This is a genomic window from Phycisphaerales bacterium (assembly GCA_035627955.1).
Lineage (GTDB): Bacteria > Planctomycetota > Phycisphaerae > Phycisphaerales > UBA1924 > JAEYTB01.
Map to the genome: position 1 here is coordinate 244,751 of DASPKU010000019.1, position 17,563 is coordinate 262,313.

General features: G+C 68.4%; 13 protein-coding genes. 12 read left to right on the plus strand and 1 reads right to left on the minus strand.

The features are described 5' to 3' along the window. Positions 1-2 precede the first annotated feature (2 nt). Genes tssF through VD997_15745 form a run of 8 tightly spaced genes read left to right on the plus strand, consistent with a single transcriptional unit; the run spans position 3 to position 11,812 of the window. Positions 3-1,946 (plus strand): type VI secretion system baseplate subunit TssF, encoded by a 1,944-nt coding sequence (tssF, locus tag VD997_15710; GenBank protein HYE63438.1) that lies wholly within the window; start codon positions 3-5, stop codon positions 1,944-1,946. Beyond that, positions 1,910-3,217, plus strand: coding sequence for a type VI secretion system baseplate subunit TssG (tssG, locus tag VD997_15715; GenBank protein ID HYE63439.1), 1,308 nt, complete (start codon positions 1,910-1,912; stop codon positions 3,215-3,217). The genes tssF and tssG overlap by 37 nt, the downstream gene beginning before the upstream one ends. A 51-nt stretch (positions 3,218-3,268) precedes the next feature. Beyond that, entirely contained in the window at positions 3,269-6,016 is a 2,748-nt protein-coding gene (gene tssH, locus VD997_15720; GenBank protein HYE63440.1) for a type VI secretion system ATPase TssH, read from the plus strand. A 51-nt stretch (positions 6,017-6,067) separates the two neighbouring features. Continuing rightward, positions 6,068-6,649 carry a hypothetical protein gene (locus VD997_15725; protein ID HYE63441.1) on the plus strand — a complete coding sequence of 194 codons (582 nt, stop codon included), beginning with the start codon at positions 6,068-6,070 and terminating at the stop codon, positions 6,647-6,649. A gap of 11 nt (positions 6,650-6,660) precedes the next feature. Continuing rightward, entirely contained in the window at positions 6,661-10,215 is a 3,555-nt protein-coding gene (tssI, locus tag VD997_15730) for a type VI secretion system tip protein TssI/VgrG (GenBank protein ID HYE63442.1), read from the plus strand. 9 nt (positions 10,216-10,224) lie between these two features. Beyond that, on the plus strand, positions 10,225-10,995 hold the full coding sequence (locus VD997_15735; protein HYE63443.1) for a hypothetical protein: 771 nt from the start codon (positions 10,225-10,227) through the stop codon (positions 10,993-10,995). Then, positions 10,992-11,498 carry a DUF3592 domain-containing protein gene (locus VD997_15740; GenBank protein ID HYE63444.1) on the plus strand — a complete coding sequence of 169 codons (507 nt, stop codon included), beginning with the start codon at positions 10,992-10,994 and terminating at the stop codon, positions 11,496-11,498. Before VD997_15735 ends, VD997_15740 begins: the two co-directional genes overlap by 4 nt. Positions 11,499-11,512: 14 nt before the next feature. Further along, positions 11,513-11,812, plus strand: a complete 300-nt coding sequence (locus VD997_15745) for a PAAR domain-containing protein (GenBank protein ID HYE63445.1) — start codon at positions 11,513-11,515, stop codon at positions 11,810-11,812. A gap of 19 nt (positions 11,813-11,831) precedes the next feature. On the opposite strand, the gene VD997_15750 is transcribed toward VD997_15745, so the two are convergent. Beyond that, on the minus strand, positions 11,832-13,151 hold the full coding sequence (locus tag VD997_15750) for a SpoIID/LytB domain-containing protein (protein ID HYE63446.1): 1,320 nt from the start codon (positions 13,149-13,151) through the stop codon (positions 11,832-11,834). A gap of 87 nt (positions 13,152-13,238) precedes the next feature. On the opposite strand from VD997_15750, the gene VD997_15755 reads away from it, so the two are divergent. The 4 genes from VD997_15755 (at position 13,239) to queA (ending at position 17,477) form a co-directional block, all read left to right on the plus strand. Then, a complete protein-coding gene (locus VD997_15755) occupies positions 13,239-13,682 on the plus strand; it encodes a hypothetical protein (protein HYE63447.1) in 444 nt (147 codons plus the stop codon). A 96-nt stretch (positions 13,683-13,778) separates the two neighbouring features. Beyond that, a complete protein-coding gene (gene dprA / locus VD997_15760) occupies positions 13,779-14,969 on the plus strand; it encodes a DNA-processing protein DprA (GenBank protein HYE63448.1) in 1,191 nt (396 codons plus the stop codon). Between the two features lie 625 nt (positions 14,970-15,594). After that, positions 15,595-16,218 carry a transcriptional repressor LexA gene (gene lexA, locus VD997_15765; protein HYE63449.1) on the plus strand — a complete coding sequence of 208 codons (624 nt, stop codon included), beginning with the start codon at positions 15,595-15,597 and terminating at the stop codon, positions 16,216-16,218. A 128-nt stretch (positions 16,219-16,346) separates the two neighbouring features. Continuing rightward, positions 16,347-17,477: a tRNA preQ1(34) S-adenosylmethionine ribosyltransferase-isomerase QueA gene (gene queA, locus VD997_15770; GenBank protein HYE63450.1), complete on the plus strand. Its 1,131-nt coding sequence runs from the start codon at positions 16,347-16,349 to the stop codon at positions 17,475-17,477. Positions 17,478-17,563 lie beyond the last annotated feature (86 nt).

The window sequence follows — 17,563 nt, forward strand, 5'->3', positions numbered from 1 at the left end:
CCATGGACCGGCGACTGCTCCGATACTACGACCGCGAGCTGAGGCACCTGCAATCAGGGGCGCGGGAGTTCGCGCGCGAGTTCCCCAAGATCGCCGGCCGCCTGGCGATCGAGGACTTCCCCTGCGTCGACCCGTACGTCGAGCGGCTGCTGGAGGGCTTCGCCTTCCTCACCGCCCGCGTGCAGCTGAAGCTCGACAGCGAGTTCCCCCGCTTCACGCAGAACCTGCTGGAGACGGTCTACCCCAGCTACCTGGCGCCCACACCCAGCATGTGCGTGGTGCAGTTCAACCAGGACCCCGCCGAGCCCAGCCTGGCCGACGGGTACCTCGTGCCCCGCGGCACCATCCTCCGCAGCCCCTCGACGCGCGAGCTGGGCTCGTGCGAGTTCCGCACCGCCCACGACACTCGCCTGTGGGCGGTGAAGGTGGAGGATGCGCAGTACTACACGCGGAACGTGGGCGTGCTCGACCTGACGCACCCTTGGGGCGGCCCGGGCGCGGTGGGCCAGCTGAGTGTCGGGCGCGGGCCGCTGCGGGCGGCGGTGCGCATCCGCCTGCGGACCACCGGCGGCGTGCCCTTTGAGAAGATCGGGCTTGATGACCTGCGGCTGTACCTGCGCGGCGGCGACGCGACCCCCGGCAAGCTCTACGAGCAGCTCTTCGCGCACGCCCGCTCGGTGATCGTGCGCCCGGCGATGGCCGGCAACGCGGTGGGGGAGTGGCAGGAGACCTTCGCCCCCGGTGTCATCCACCGCGCCGGGTATGGCGCGAGCGAGGCGCTGCTGCCCTACGACGCCCGCGGCTTCCAGGGCTACCGCCTGCTGCACGAGTACTTCGCGTTCCCGCAGCGGTTCATGTTCGTGGACCTCAAGGGCGTGGGCGACGCGTTCCGCCGGTGCGACGGCATGGCCCTGGACGTGATCATCACGTTCACGCAGGAGATCCCCGAACTCGAGGGCGCGGTGGACGGCTCGTCGTTCGCGCTGCACTGCACGCCCGCGGTGAACCTGTTCCCCAAGCGGGCCGACCGCATCTTCGTGAACGACCGCGCCAGCGAGTTCCAGGTGATCCCCGACCGCACGCGCCCGCTGGACTTTGAGGTCTACAAGATCACGCGGGTCGTGGGCTTCGGCGCGGGCACCAACGACGAAACGACGTTCCGGCCCTTCTACTCGGCCACCGACGCCGACATGAGCACGCCCGCGTACTACGCGACCAACCGCGTGCCGCGGGCCCTGTCGGAGCGCGAGCGCCGCAACGGCCAGCGCAGCAGCTACGCGGGCAGCGAGGTGTACCTGGGCCTGGTGGACGCGGCCAACGCGCCCTACGCCACCGACCTCAAGCAGCTCTCGATCGAGACGCTGTGCACCAACCGCGACCTGCCGCTGCAGATGCCGGTGGGCAAGGGCCGCACGGACTTCACGATGGAGATCGGCGCCCCGGTGGAGTCGGTGCGGGTGATCGCCGGGCCCACCCCGCCCCGCCCAAGCCACGCCGAGGGCGAGACGAGCTGGCGGCTCATCAGCCACCTCAAGCTCAACTACCTGTCGCTCATCGACGAGGATGTGGACGGCGACGGCACGATCACGCCCGAGGAGCGGCAGGGGGCCGCGGCCCTGCGCGACCTGCTGCGGCTGTACGGCAGCACCGCCGACGCCGCGACGCGCAAGCAGGTGGAGGGGCTCAAGAGCATCAACACCACGCCCATCACGCGACGCGTGCCCATCCCCGGGATGATCAGCTTCGCGCGGGGGCTGGAGGTCAACGTCACGTTCGAGGAGGGGCTGTTCGAGGGCACGGGCGTGTTCGTGCTGGGGGCGGTGCTCGAGCAGTTCTTCGCCAGGTACGTTTCCATGAACTCGTTCACCGAGACTGTCATCAGCTCGGTGGAGCGAGGGGAGATCATGCGGTGGACGGCAAAGGTCGGACAACGCCCAGTGCTGTAGGGCCCAGTGCTGTAGGCCCGGGCGCGAGTATCGCGCCAACGCCGATCGCCGACCTCGACCCGCTCGAGGCGATGATGTCGGCCGCGCCGAATGGGCACAACGGCGTCAACGGCCACAAGGAAGCCCCCAAGGAAGCGAAGGCCGGCGAGCCCAAGGTGCGCAAGATCACCAGCCGCGTCGCCAACAAGCAGACGCGCGAGGACTTCCTCAGCGACCTCGCGTACGAGACCTGGAACTACAACTTCTACCAGGTGGTCCGCCGGCTGGACGCGATGTTCCCCGACCTGCAGGGCGTGGGGCTGTCCGACAAGGTCGATGAGGACCCTATCCGCTTCTGCCAGCAGCCCACGCTCGCCTTCCCGCCCAACACGCTGACGCGCTACGACCCGCCCACCAACACCGCGCCCGGGCGGCTGTTCGTGGCGTTCATGGGCATGCTCGGACCGCACGGCCCGCTGCCGCTGCACCTGGCCGAGTACGCCCTTGAGCGCGAGATCCACCACAAGGACCGCACGTTCTCGCGGTTCCTGGACGTCTTCAACCACCGGCTGGTGAGCCTGTTCTACCGGGCGTGGTCGGTCAATCAGATGCCCGCGAGCTACGACCGCTCGTTCGCCGCGGCGGGCATGGACCCGGGCAACCTCAAGCCCGAGCAGCGCCAGAGGGCGCTGCTGGAGGATGACGACCCGTACTCGGTGTACATCGGCTCGCTGCTGGGCATCGGCATGGACTCGCTGCGGCTGCGGGACATCGTGCCCGACACCGCCAAGCTGCACTTCGCGGGGCGCATGAGCGCGGCGTCCCCCGGCCCCGAGGGCCTGCGGGCGATCCTGCAGGACTTCTTCGGCGTGCCCGTGCTCATCGACGAGTTTGCGGGGCAGTGGCTGGAGCTGCCGCAGAACCAGTACTGCCGGCTGGGCGGCGACCCCGTGGACCGCACGCCCTCGTCGCTCGGCGGGCCGCTGGGCGGGGCGGTCGCGGGCTCGCGCGTGTGGGACTGCCAGGGCAAGTTCCGCATCCGCCTTGGGCCGATGGGCTTTGACGACTACCAGCGCTTCCTGCCGCACACGCGCACCGCGTCCCGCCTTGAGGCGTGGATCCGCAACTTCGTGGGCGACGAGTTCGCGTGGGAGGCGGAGGTCGTCCTCCGCCAGGACGAGGTCCCGAAGACGCAGCTGGGCAAGGGCGCGGCCCTGGGCTGGACGACGTGGATGTACAGCGGCAGCGCCGAGGAAGACCGCGGCGACCTGACGATCAGGAGCCGCAACTAGATCGGTTTGAGCAAGTGCATTGACCCGCCGCGAGCGGGAGGAGTTTGAGAGATGGGCGAGGGGATTTCACGTTCGGCGCTGTTCGGCAAGCTCAACAGCATCGGCTACAAGGCCCTGGAGGGCGCGACGGTCTTCTGCAAGCTGCGGGGCAACCCGTACGTCGAGCTGGTGCACTGGCTGCACCAGATCATGCAGACGCAGGACAGCGACCTGCACCGCATCATCAAGGCGTGCGGCCTCGATGTCTCGCAGCTGGTGGCCGACACGCAGAACGCCCTGGAGAAGCTGCCCAAGGGCGCCAACTCCATCTCCGACATCTCCATGTCGCTGAGCGACGCGGTGGAGCGGGCGTGGGTGTACTCGAGCCTCAAGTGGGGCGAGAGCAGCATCCGCAGCGGGCACGTGATCTACGCGCTGGTCAACGAGACCAACCTCAAGCCGCACCTCCAGCGCATCAGCCACCAGTTCACCAAGATCACCCCCGAGCAGCTGGGCAGCCAGTTCCTCAAGATCACCGACGGCAGCCCCGAGGCCGTGCTCGCGGCCGCGGATCAGCGCGGCATCAGCGGCGCCCCCGGCGAGGCCAGCGGCGCCATGGCCCCCGCGCAGCTCGGCAAGCAGGAGGCGATCACCAAGTACTGCAATGACTTGACCGAGAACGCCAAGGGCGGCAAGATGGACCCGATCGTCGGGCGCGACGAGGAGATCCGCCAGTGCATTGACATCCTGATGCGCCGCCGCCAGAACAACCCCATCCTCACCGGTGAGGCGGGCGTGGGCAAGACCGCGGTGGTCGAGGGCTTCGCCCAGCGCATCGTGAAGGGCGACGTGCCCCCGCAGCTCAAGGACGTGCGGGTGCTGGAGCTCGATATGGGCCTGCTTCAGGCGGGCGCCAGCATGAAGGGCGAGTTCGAGAACCGCCTTCGGCAGGTCATCGACGAGGTGCAGGCCTCGCCCCGCCCCATCATCTTGTTCATCGACGAGGCCCACACCCTCATGGGCGCCGGCGGCGCCGCCGGCACCGGCGACGCGGCCCAGCTGCTCAAGCCCGCCCTCGCCCGCGGCACCCTCCGCACCATCGCCGCCACCACCCAGAGCGAGTACAAGCAGCACTTCGAGAAGGACCCGGCGATGACCCGCCGCTTCCAGGTCGTCAAGGTCGATGAGCCCGACGAGAAGAAGTGCCTGCTCATGATCCGCGGCCTCGCCAGCGTCATGGAGAAGCACTTCAAGGTGCAGGTGCTGGACGAGGCCCTCGAATCCGCCGTCAAGCTCAGCAAGCGCTACATCCAGGGCCGCCAGCTGCCCGACAAGGCCGTGAGCCTGATCGACACCGCGTGCGCCCGCGTGGCGGTCAGCCTGCACGCCGTGCCCGCCGCTATCGACGACACCCGCAAGCGGATCGATGGCCTGAACACCGAGCTGGCGATCATCGACCGCGAGATCACCACCGGCAGCGACCACACCCGCCGCCGCGGCGACATCGTGGCCGACCTCAAGGCCGCGGATGATCGACTCAAGGAGCTGGAAGGCCACTACAACAAGGAAAAGGCGGTGGTCGAGAAGATCCTCGACCTCCGCGGCAAGCTCCGGCGCGGCACCGACCAGCCCATCGATGACGGCAAGAAGGCCGGGGCCGCCACGCCCGCGCCCGCGGCGGCCGGCGACAAGCCCGCGGCCCAGATGGAGCCCAAGCTCAGCGAGGATGAGCGGCTCAAGTGCATGGAGGAGCTCAAGAAGCTCCAGGGCCAGCTCGCGGAGATGCAGGGCGAGAACCCGCTGATCCTGCCGAGCGTCGATGCCCAGGCCGTGAGTGCCGTGGTATCGGACTGGACCGGCATCCCGCTGGGCCGCATGGTCAAGAACGAGATCGAGGGCGTGCTCAAGCTCGCCGACACACTCGAGAGGCGGGTGATCGGCCAGCGGCACGCGCTCGAAGCGATCGCCCAGCGCATCCAGCTCAGCCGCGCCAAGCTCGACAACCCCGGCCGCCCCGTCGGCGTGTTCATGCTCGTCGGCCCCTCGGGCGTGGGCAAGACCGAGACGGCGGTGGCGCTGGCCGAGGCCCTCTACGGCGGCCCGCAGGGGCTGATCACGATCAACATGAGCGAGTACCAGGAGGCGCACAAGGTGAGCCTGCTGATGGGCTCGCCCCCCGGGTACGTCGGGTTCGGCAAGGGCGGCGTAATGACCGAGGCCGTGCGTCGCCGGCCCTACAGCGTGCTGCTCCTGGACGAAGTGGAGAAGGCGCACGCCGACGTGCACGAGATCTTCTTCCAGGTGTTCGACAAGGGCATGATGAAGGACAGTGAGGGTGTCGACATCAACTTCAAGGACACCATCATCCTGCTGACCAGCAACGTCGGCACTGATCTGGTGATGAACATGTGCAAGGACCCGGCGCTGCGGCCCGAGCCCGATGGGCTGGTCAAGGCCATCCGCGAGCCGCTTCTGAAGGTGTTCCCGCCCGCGCTGCTGGGGCGGCTCAACATCGTGCCTTACTACCCCATCAGCGACGAGATGATGCGGAGCATCATCAAGCTGCAGCTCAAGCGCGTGGGCGACCGCGTGCTCGAGGGCCACAAGGTGCCCTTCAGCTACGACCCCAAGGTGGAGGACACGATTGTCAGCCGCGTGACCGAGCTCGACAGCGGCGCCCGCGCCATCGACGCGATCATCACCCGCCAGATGCTGCCCGCCGTGGGCAAGGAGCTGCTGGAGCGGCTGATGGCCGAGAAGCCCGTCAACCGCGTGCACATCGGCGTTGACAAGAGCGAGTTCGTGTACAGCTTCGAGTAAGCACCCATAGGAACCGCGCCCGTAAGGACGCGGCCCCGATAGCCCATGTCCATGCAGCGTCAGCCCGGCATCATCGGCCTGTGGGAAGAGCCCTTCTCCAGCGGTGACCCATTGCCCGGGGGCGGCGCGATCGACCCTGGGGTCGCCGGGCCCGACGCCTTCACCCGCGCCCAGGTCGCGGTGGCGGGCGTGGCCCCGCCCGATCCGCTGGACGTGGCCAACGGCTTCGCCGCGGAGCTGCTGAGCCTCGCGACGGGGCTCGGTTCGAGGCTAGGAGCGGGCATCTCCGCGGGCCTGCCCACAGGCATGGCGCCGCAGGAACCCATGGCGGAAGAGGAGCCCGAGCACGCCGAGCTCCCCGACCGCCACCGCATCATGGAGTTCATGGGAACGAAGATCAAAGTGATCTGCAACCCGGGCTGGACCGAGCAGGCCCGGGCGCTGGCGGATGCGCCCGAGCCCTCGGAGGACGCGATCGAGGCGTTCTTCGCGATGGTGAGTGCGCGTCACCCGGCGATGCAGGCGGAGATCGCCGCGAGCGTGTGCCCGTACATGCGGGCGCAGGGCAAGGACGAGCTCGCGGACCGGCTCGGTAAGGCAGTGAGTGTTCGGGCGCCCCGCAAGGCCCGGTAGGAGAGGGTCGTATGCCCACGTGGACGCAGGCCGCACGCAAGCTCGCCATCGGAGTCCCCAGTGCGCTGGGGGAGGACAAGCTGATCCTCCAGAGCTTCAGGCTCACGGAGGAAATCAGCCGGCCCTTCTGCTGTGAGCTGACGCTCTACAGCGAGGACACCGAGATCGACTACAACAAGATCGTCGGCGAGAACGTGACGATCCGGCTTGAGCAGGGCAACGGCAAGACGCGGTACATCAACGGCTACGTGTCGCGCTTCGTGCAGGGCGGGGACGAGGGGACCGACTCGGCCCACACCTACTCGGCCACCGTCGTCCCCTGGCTGTGGCTGCTGACCCGCTCCAGCGACTGCTGCATCTACCAGGACAAGACCGTCCCGGAGATCGTGAAGGAGGTCTTCGCCGACTTCGGGTGCAGTGAGCTGGTGGAGATGAACCTCACCGCGACGTACCCCAAGCGCGAGTACACCGTCCAGTACCGTGAGACTTCGTTCAACTTCGTGTCCCGCCTGCTCGAGCACGAGGACATCTACTACTACTTCAAGCACGAGAACGGCAAGCACAAGCTGGTGCTGGCCGACTCGCCCTCCAAGCACGTCGTCGTCGAGGGCTACGAGAAGGTGCCCTACCACGACGGCTCGAGCATGGAGTCGCAGGGCGTCACCGAGTGGCTGCTCGAGACGCGGCTCATGCCCGGCGAGATGGAGCTGCTGGACTTTGACTTCAAGGTGCCCGCCAAGGACCTCAAGGGGACCAAGATCCTCAAGGGCGAGCACGCCCTCGCCGACAACCCGCTGTTTGACTTCCCCGGCGGCTACGAGGAGAAGGACGCGGGCGACACCCTGGCCGCGACGCGCATCGAAGAGCTGATGATGCACCACTCCGTCGCCCGCGCCCGCGGCGACGCCCGGGGCCTCACCGTCGGTTGCAAGTTCAAGCTCATCGGCGCCCCCCGCACCGACCACGACGGCGAGTACGTGATCACCTCGATGACCTGCGAGGCGACCGAGGACTCCTTCGGACGCGGCAACAGCAACCAGATGCTGTTCAAGAACCGCTTCACGTGCGTCAAGTCCACCACGCAGATCCGCCCGCGGCGCGTGACGCCCAAGCCGCTCATCACCGGCCCCCAGACCGCGATCGTCACCACCTCCTCCGATACCGAGGAGATCCTGGTGGACAAGTTCGGGCGCGTGAAGGTCCACTTCCACTGGGACCGCTACAGCCCACTCAACGACACGTCGTCCTGCTGGATCCGCGTGGCGCAGCTGTGGGCGGGCAAGAACTGGGGGGCGATGTTCATCCCCCGCAAGGACCAGGAGGTCATCGTCGAGTTCCTCGACGGCGACCCCGACCGGCCCATCATCACCGGGCGCGTCTACAACGGCACCAACATGCCGCCCTACGCCCTGCCGGCGGACAAGACCAAGAGCACGATCAAGACCAACTCCAGCACCGGCGGCGAGGGCTTCAACGAGCTGCGCTTCGAGGACAAGAAGGACTCCGAGCAGATCTTCATCCACGCGCAGAAGAACCTCGACATCCGCGTGCGCAACAACACCGCCGAGACCACCTTCGGCAACCGCGAGATCCGCGTCGGCGCCGAGAAGGACGGCAACCGCAGCGGCAACCTCAACACCTTCGTGCAGTTCGACACCAACACGCTCATCAAAGAAGGCCGCTACGAGAAGATCGAGAAAACGGTGAACGTCACGGTGGTGGAGGATGTGGTCGAGGACTACCAGAAGAACCACACCCGCACCGTCGCCGAGAAGATCTCGATCAACTCCAGGGACATCCTGATCGAGACCAGCGAGAAGATGGACCTCAAGTCGGCCGCGACCAAGGTCTCCGGCACCGACTCGCTCGACCTCAAGGGTTCCGCCACCAAGATCGAGGGCACGCAGTCGATCGACGTCAAGACCTCCGCCCTCAAGATGGCGGGCGACAGCACGCTCGACGCCAAGGGCGGCACCGTCAACATCGAGGGCGCTCAGACCGTCAACATCAAGGGCGGGATGAACGTCAACATCGAGGGGAGCATGGGCGTCTCCCTCAAGTGCGGCGGCAACGCCATCGTGCTCGATCCTTCCGGCGTCGCCATCCAGGGCACGATGGTCAAGATCAACATGGGCGCCGCCGGGCAGACCGCCCAGTCCGCCTCCGCGGCCAACGCCGCCGAGGGCGCGGCCGCGTTCGAAGCCGCCGAAATCGAAGAGCCGCTTGAGGCCAGTTCCGCAGTGAACGACCGCGCCGGTGGGAAAGGCGGCGGCAGGGTTGCGCCCCGCACCCGCACCAAGCGCACGCCCGGGACCCAGCACGCGCCACCGTTCCTGCCGCCCCCGCCACCGCCCCGGCGCGACGAGCCGCCGCCGCCCGTCCCCGCGCAGCCGCCGCCGCCCACCAGCGACAAGCCTTGCGGCATCAAGTGCCTCGACGTGCAGTGCGGCCACAAGCGCAAGCCCGGCCCCAGCGGCGTGCTCCAGGTCGTCGCCGAAGCCACGGTGAGCTCCAAGATCACCAAGGAGTTCGGCGGCATCAAGGTGATCCTCGAGCGCAAGACCGAGGGCACCGACACCGGCAAGGGCACCGTCACGGTCGTCGACGAAGCGGCCGCGAAGCGCAAGCAGATCGCCCTGCGCGCCTACGACGGCTCGCCGCCCGAATCGGCCTGGCAGACCGGTGGCACGCAGGACCTCGAGTTCAAGCCCCCGGAGAACGACGACTACTTCCCGATCAACCCCAGGCCCAAGACCTACTACATCCACGGGCGCGGCTGCGATGAGCTCGCGCACGTGACCACCGTCGAGAGCTACCCCAGCCAGCAGGTCTCGCTCACCCTCGAAGCGGAGTTCTTCAAGAAGTGGGCCGAGGCCGTCAACAAGGGCTGGAAGGAGTGGGGCGCTTCGATCATGAAGCTCGGGCCGGTGAAGCTCGAGCCCAAGGTCACGCCGCCCACCGGCTCCCTCTCCGCGAGCTGGGGCTGGAAGGAAGACTCCGACTGGCAGGCGTTCTTTGAGATCGCCGTCACCGCCGGTCTCGACCCGATCATCGGCGTCGGCATCGAGCTCAAGCTCAGCATCGGCACACTGATCCTCAACGGGTTCGGCGTGCCCCCGCCCGTCGCGGACCTCGCGGCCGAGCACCTGGCCGACATCATCCTCGCGATCGGGGCCGAGGCCAAGGCCGCGCTCAAGGGCGGCCCCCGCGCCCGCTTCTACGCCGACGGGCACGAGCGGCTGGTCGGCGAGCTCACCCTCAGCGGCACGGGCAAGTTCTACGCCAAGATCACCGCCCGCATCGGCTCCGACTACGTGGCCTCGGCTGCCCTGACCGCTGCCGGCGAGACCACCATCGAGGCCGAGGCGAAGGGCGAGATCGAACGCTCGGGCGTCTACGTCACGCCCAAGGTGACGCTCAAACCGCTCACCGTCAGCGTCAAGGTCGAGCTCAAGGCCTTCTACATCTTCAGCAAGGAACGCGAGCTGAAGAAGTGGACACCGTGGGAAGACGTCGAGCTCTACCAGGGCCAGAAGACCAAGCTGCTCCCCGGCGACGACAAGTAAGGAGGCTGCATGGAACCGTTGTACTTCCTCACTGTCCGGAGCAAGGAAGCCGCTACCGTCACGTCGATCAACGACGTCCCCCTGGTCAGCGACTCCGCGGCCGAAGGCGTCGTCACCGACCAGCCGCTCAACCTGTGGCTGATGCCCGGCGAGAACGTTCTCTCAGTGTTCCTCCGGTGGCCCCGTACCAAGGACTTTGTGCCCGGGAAGGCCGAGGCCGACGCCCATGTGTACCTGCACGACGCGGCGCAGGACGTGCCCACGCCCGCCGCGACGCTCGCGCACGCGACGTGGCCGCTGAAGATCGGGCCCGAGTTCTACCCGTCCACCATCCGCCTGCCGTTCCTGCTGAAGGTTCCGCTGCCCACCACGCTCTGGTCCGAGGCCGAGGTGGTGAAGGAGCTCACCGACGCCGACCGCCAGGCCATCCGCGCACTTGCGCAGAACCTCGTTGACGCCTGCAAGGCCCGCGACGTGACGCGCATGATCGACCTCCAGCTCTACAAGTGGGAGGACATGGCGCGGGCGGAGTACAAGGACTTCCAGCGCGTCCGCACCGCGGCCGTGAAGCAGTTCGAGTGGCTCTTCACCCGGCCAGGTCTCAAAGTCCTCGCGCTGCACGACGGCGTCACTTCCGACCTCGCCGCCGGCGGGCGTATCGCGATCCTGAAGCACCCCGAGGGCCGCAACCCGGTCATCCTCGAGGACGCGGCGGAGAATGTCATCGAGTTCCCCATTTACGCGGCCAAGATCAAGGGCGTCTGGAAGCTGGTCCGGTGAAGCGCGTGAACCCGGCGAACTGGCTCATCCTCGCTTCCGCCTTCGCGGGCGTCCTGATGCTGGCGTGGTTCGCCTACTGGTCGTTCATCGGCACCGGCAACTGGGCCACCGTCAAGGGCACGGTCGTCACCTCGGAGATCAAAGAGGTCAGCCGCCCGAAGCGCTCCAATGAGATCGGGCCGACGATGGTCACCGAGTACGAGGTGATCCTGGAGTACCGCTACACCGTGAGCGGGACCGAGTACACCGGCAACCGCATCTGGAGCCTCAGCCGCGCCATCTTCCCCTCTCGCGCGCAGGCGGAGGACACCCTGGCCAAGTACCAGCCCGGAAGCACCGTTGACGTCCACTACCGCCCGTCCAACCCCGCGGACGCCGTGCTCTGGTCCGCCGCCATGCTCCCCACGCGTGCCAAGGTCGGCATCGGCGTGCTGCTCGCGCTCGTCTCCCTTATCATGCTCGCGGCCGCGCTCTGGCTGCGGAGCCGATCGGCACCCGCCTGACAGGAGTCCACGTCATGCCCCCCGCCGCCGTCGTCGGTGACATGCACACCTGCCCCATGCAGACCCCCGGTCTGCCGCCCATCCCGCACGTGGGCGGGCCAATCCTGCCGCCGGGCTGCCCGACGGTGATGATCAGCGGACGACCCGCGGCGGTTGCAACAGGCATGTGCACGTGCGTCGGCCCGCCCGACACCATCGCCGCGGGCTCCACGACCGTGATGTTCGGCGGCATGCCCGCCGCCCGCGTCGGTGACCAGACCGCCCACGGCGGCGTCATCACCGGCCCCGGCGTGCCGACAGTGATGATCGGCTGATGTCTCGAGCGAGCGTGCCTCAGTACGCCTTCACAACCTCAACGCCCGGGTAGAACGCCCGCACCATCGAGCTCCAGTCCATGCCCTGGTCGGCCATGCCCTTGGCGCACCACTGGCACATGCCAACGCCGTGCCCCCAGCCCCGACCGGTGAAGCGGACCTGGTTGGCCCAAACCTCAGCCTCGAGGTCGCCGCTGTGGATGCGGTTCTCGCGCGTGATGGGCGGCAGGCCGCTCACCGTGTGGTTGAGCCCCATGCGCAGCTCCTCGGCCTTGAGGACGTAGGTGTTGCCCTTGTCGTCGGTCAGCTTGTAGCGGTTGGGGCGGTCCGCGTCGTTGCGGTCCTGGACCTCGATGCTGCGGAGGCGGGCGATGTTCTCCACATCGTGCTTCGTCGCGCGCCCCCACGCCCGCAGGCGGCGGTTCACATCCTCGTCCTTGCGCGTGACCTCCCAACGGTACAGCGGCGCCTTCTGGCAGTACGCCTGGCGCGGCTGGCCTTGCAGGGCGCGGGCCTTGTTGAACGGATAGTCCGGCCATACATCGGCGGCGGAGGCGGGCCGCCCGCCGCACTGGCTGCTGAAGTAGGCCCGCAGCAGCTTGCCATCGCCCACCAGGATCATTCCGCGGGTAGCACGCACGGCCTCGGTCGCCACCGGCGTCGCGAACGCGCCGTACACCTGGTCGACAGTGGTGATCTCCACGTCCACCGGCCGGTTCTCCGCCCGGGCGCGGGTCCGCTCGTGCAGGGCGTACGTCCGCGACGCCACCGCCTGCGCCTCGTTGGTCTGACGCGGCCACTTGGGCAGCAGTTCGTGCGTCACCACGCCGGGCAGGTACGCCTCGATCGGCATGGTCGCGACGACGTCGAAGTGCGTGGACGTGTCGTTCCACAGGCCCTTGATGGTGATGAACCCCGGCACCTTCGCGGTATCGACCTTGATCGGCTGAGCTCCGGCGACAGGCGCGAGCGGGTCGCCTTCGCTGGCGACGATCTCAACATCCGAGCCGTGGGGCCAGGTGTGCTTGCCGCCGTTGCCATCGACGATCTGCACGCCCGCGCCGGTGTTGGTCACGGTGAGGGGTGTCTTGAGCAGCACGCTCTTGCCCGTCGTGCTCGCCTGGCGCGCAACCAGGCGCGCCGGGCCCGAGATGGTCTTCTTCGTCGCCCCCTTGGCGATGCGGACGCGGAGGTCGGGCTCCTGCGGGTAGCTGATGGGCGCTACCGGCGCGACGGGCTCCTCTCGGGGCGTCAGGTCCTTGGCCACGCCGCTGACGGTCTCGCAGCCGGAGAGCGCGCCGGCGCTCAGCAGGAGCAGGGCGGGCGCGAGGCGGCGCATCTGCAACAGGGTTCGGGGGTTCAACATCGCTCGTCCCGTGGTTTCACACTATGCTCCCCGGGCCACCAGCCCACAAGGGGAAGCCGCATGCGTCGTTCGTTGACTGTCCTGAGCGCCGGCACGATGATCGCCACCGCGGCACTGACCACAGTCCTCCTTGCTCAGATCGGCTGTACGGGCCGTCCCGCGTTACCGGAGACGACGTCCGAACCCTACCTCGGGCCGCCGCTGGCCATCGACACCTCCGGCAGCGAGCACATGGTGGTGATCCAAGCCCCCACGCCCGGGTGGGTGGCGACGCTCGACCGCGTGGCCGAGCAGCACCGCCACCAGGGCGTGTACCTCACGCTCCGCCGGCCCGACCCCAGCTTCGTCTACCCGCAGGTGATTGTGGAGCAACGGGTTGCGACAACGGTGCCGACGCAGACGCCCGTGCGCGTCTACGCCCGCGTGCTGGCGCCGGGGAAGAAGGACTCGTCCGCGCCGTACGTGCTCGCGACCAAGACCGAGGGTGTGCTGAAGCGGCGTTGAGTCGTTGCAGGCTCCTTGCCCGTGGCGGACGAGCCCGGAACGCAGTGACCGGTCTTTGGCCGCGAAAACCCCGGCAGGGTTCTGTACGATGGTCCCGTGGACCAGCGCACCTTCGATCTGTTGCGACTCAACCTGACGCCGGGCCTTGGCCCCGTGCTCATCAGCCGCCTGCTCAAGCGCTTCGGCGAGCCGCAGGAGGTGCTGCGGGCGCAGCCCTCCACGCTGGAAACCGTCAAGGGCATCGGCCCCGGCACCGCGGCGAAGATGACCTCCGGCTTCCGCGACACGCCCGCGCTCGCCGAGGCCGAGCTCAAGCTCGCGGAAAAGCTGGGCGTGCACCTGCTCGCCATCGGCTCGCCGGGCTACCCGCCGCTGCTGGCAGAGATCCTCGACGCGCCGCCGATCCTCTATGTGAAGGGCACGCTGCTGGCGGGCGGCCCCGACCAGTTCAGCGTCGGCATCGTCGGCTCGCGTGACTGCTCGGCCTACGGCCTGGAGCAGAGCAACCGCTTCGCCGGCGTGCTCGCCCGCGCGGGGCTGACCATCATCTCCGGCGGCGCCCGCGGGATCGACACCAGCGCCCACCGCGGCGCCCTCCAGCACGGCGGGCGCACCATCGCCGTGCTTGGGTGCGGGCTCGCGCACGTCTACCCGCCCGAGAACGACAAGCTCTTCGAGCAGATCGCGGGCAGTGGGGCGGTGATCTCGGAGTTGCCGCTGAACGCTGCACCGCAGGCGGAGAACTTCCCCGCGCGCAACCGCATTATCTCGGGCCTGAGCCTTGGCATTCTGGTGATCGAGGCGGGGCTGAAGTCGGGGGCGCTGATCACCGCGCGCGTTGCGGCCGAGGAGCACGGGCGCGAGGTGATGGCCCTCCCCGGACGCGTGGACTCTCAGTCCAGCCGCGGCACGCTGGAGCTGATCAAGATGGGCGGCGCACACCTGGTGACGGACCCGGGCGATGTGATCCACGCGCTGGAGTCGCAGGCGCGTCACCTGCACGCGGGCACGCACGCGGCGCGCTTCACGCCCATGAATGGCGCTGACACGGACCTGTTCAGCGGAGCGAGCGGTGGAGCGGTGAGCGAGCCCGAGACAAAGCCCGCGCCTTCACCGCTGCCCGAGCTGCACCGCGTGATCCTGGGCGCTCTCGAGGAGCCCAGAACGGTGGAGGAGCTCTGCGAAGCGACTGGCCTCGAGCCCGCTCGCCTGCGGACCGAGGTCACGATGCTGGAGGTGCAAAAAAGGATCACCCGCTCCGGCGGTCGCCTGCGGAGGGCCCGCTAAGTCCCGGGAACCGACGGAGTTAGCTGCTCCTACGGGCTTTGTGGGAACCGTTGGGGTCTCCAGCAAGAATCCCAACATTGCCCTTGCAGTGCGGGCTCTGATATGCTACTGTTGCCCTAACAAACCGATCAGAAATCTGATCGGGTCGTTGCCGGAGGCACGATAGAAGTGGAGTGAGGTCGTCCCGCGGATCGCGGCGTCGACCTGAGTGCGGCCTCAGTTTCACTGGGGAAGACCATGACCACCCTCTCGGCCATCCTTCGACTCGGACCCGGCGGCGACTTCGTGAAGGAGTTCGCATCCGCCGCGGACCGCCCCTCCAAGCTGATCAGGCAGGCGGGCCTTCGGGCCGCCGAGCCTCTCGACGCCTGTTCGATCGCCGAGCATGCGTCGGCGCGAACGGCGCCGACGCAGGCTGAGCGTCTGGCCCAGGACGTCGGCCTGCTCGCGGCCATGTGCTGCCGCCTGGGCGCGCAGCGATCGGCCCTGGCCTCGGCCATCGTGGCACGCCAGCGTCGCACCCCTTGGAATCGACCCGCGCTCGCGGGAACTAAGCACCCCGGATCGGGTCTTGATCCGGCCGCCCCGGCGACAGGGATGTCGCAGAACGAAAGGGACTCATCCCATGAACCTGACACCGAAGCAGCTCCGCATCCTTCAGCTGATCCGCGACTGGCGCGTCCGCAAGGGGTACTCGCCAACCATGCAAGAGCTCGCGGACGAGATCGGGGTCAGCAAGGTGACCGTCTTCGAGCACGTCGAGGCGCTCATCAAGAAGCAGGCGCTGGTGCGGGAGCCGAACAAGGCTCGCTCTTTGTCGATTGCTGACGGCATCGCCGTCCCCGACGAGGCCCGCCCCCTCCGCTTCCCCCTCGTGGGCAAGATCGCGGCCGGCAACCCCATCGAGCGCGTCGCCAACGAGGACGAGATCGATCTGGCCGAGGTGCTCTGCCCGCCCGCCCGCAGTGCCGGCAACTCCACCTTCGCCCTGAAGGTCGAGGGCGACTCGATGCGCGACGAGGGGATCCTCGACGGCGACTTCGTCCTGATTGAGCGCACGCAGGTGGCCACCAACGGCGACAAGGTGGTCGCCCTGCTGCCCGACGGGTCGACCACCCTCAAGACCTTCTTCAAGGAGGACGACCACATCCGCCTCCAACCCGCCAACCCGCAGTTTGATCCGATCCGGGTCAAGTTCTGCCAGGTTCAGGGCATCGTGAAGGGCGTGGTCCGCCGTTACGGCCGCTGACCTGAACGACGCCGGGACTGAGGCGCTCTGGCCGAAGTCCCGGGTTGGCGGTTGCGTCGGACTCGCGACGCAATCCACGAGGGCCTCCAGGCACGCCGCTCCGCCCTGTCCGGGCGTTGGGAACCACCGTGCTCCGCACCTCCGAACTCGACTTCGCGCTCCCGCCTGAGCTGATCGCGACCACCCCCGCCGAGCCGCGCGACGCGGCCCGGCTCCTCGTGGTCAGCCGTTCGGATGCGACCCTGCTCGAGCACCGCACCGTCCGCGACCTGCCGCGGTACCTGCGCCGGTCGGACCTGATGGTCGTCAACAACACCCGCGTCCTGCCGGCGCGGTTCGTGGGACGGCGCGTGGGCACGGGCGGCAAGCTGCCCGGCCTGTACCTCGGCCCGGCGCAGTCACCCGGCACCGCCGAAAGCCGCCGCTGGCAGGTGCTCATCAAGGGCGGCCACCTGCGCGCGGGCGTGCGGGTGCTGCTGGGGGAGAACGCCGAACTCGAGCTGCTCGACCGCTCAACCGACGAGCCCGGCGCCTGGATCGCCGCGCTCCACGGCCCAACTCCCGACGAATCTGACCAAGCCGTGCTGATGCGCGTAGGCATGACCCCGCTTCCCCCCTACATCCTGGCCGCGCGGAAAGCACGGGGCGTGGACGTCCCCGACGCCTTCGACCGGGAGCGGTACCAGACGACCTTCGCCGAGCGCGAGGCCGCGAGCCACGGCGGGAGCGGCTCGGTCGCGGCGCCGACCGCAGGCCTGCACCTGACCCCCGAGCTGCTGCATCAGCTTGAACAGCAAGGTGTTGAGCGCGCCGAGGTGACGCTGCACGTGGGCACCGGCACCTTCAAGCCCGTCGAGACTGAGTTCGTCGAGCAGCACCCGATCCACGCCGAGCACTGCGCGATGCCGGTGGGCACCACGGACGCGATCCAGAAGACCCGCGCCGGGAGCGGCCGGGTGTTCGCGGTGGGCACCACGGCCGCGCGGGTGATCGAGACCTACGGCAACCTCGCGGTAGCGGGCCAGCCCCTGCCCGAGTCGCTGGACACCCGCATCTTCATCACGCCGGGCTACCGCTGGCAGTGGGTGGACGGCATGCTGACCAACTTCCACCTGCCGCAGTCCACGCTGCTGGCGATGGTCGGCTCGCTCTTTGACGCCACCGGCGGGCTGGCGCACGTGAAAGAGGTCTACGCCACGGCCATCCGCGAGCGGTACCGCTTCTTCAGCTACGGCGACGCGATGCTGATCCTGCCCTGAGCGGACCGCACGATGCGGGGACCACCCGGGTTCTCCGCTGGGTTTGTGCAGTTTGATTCTCGGGGTACGCTTGTGCCGATCTGTTG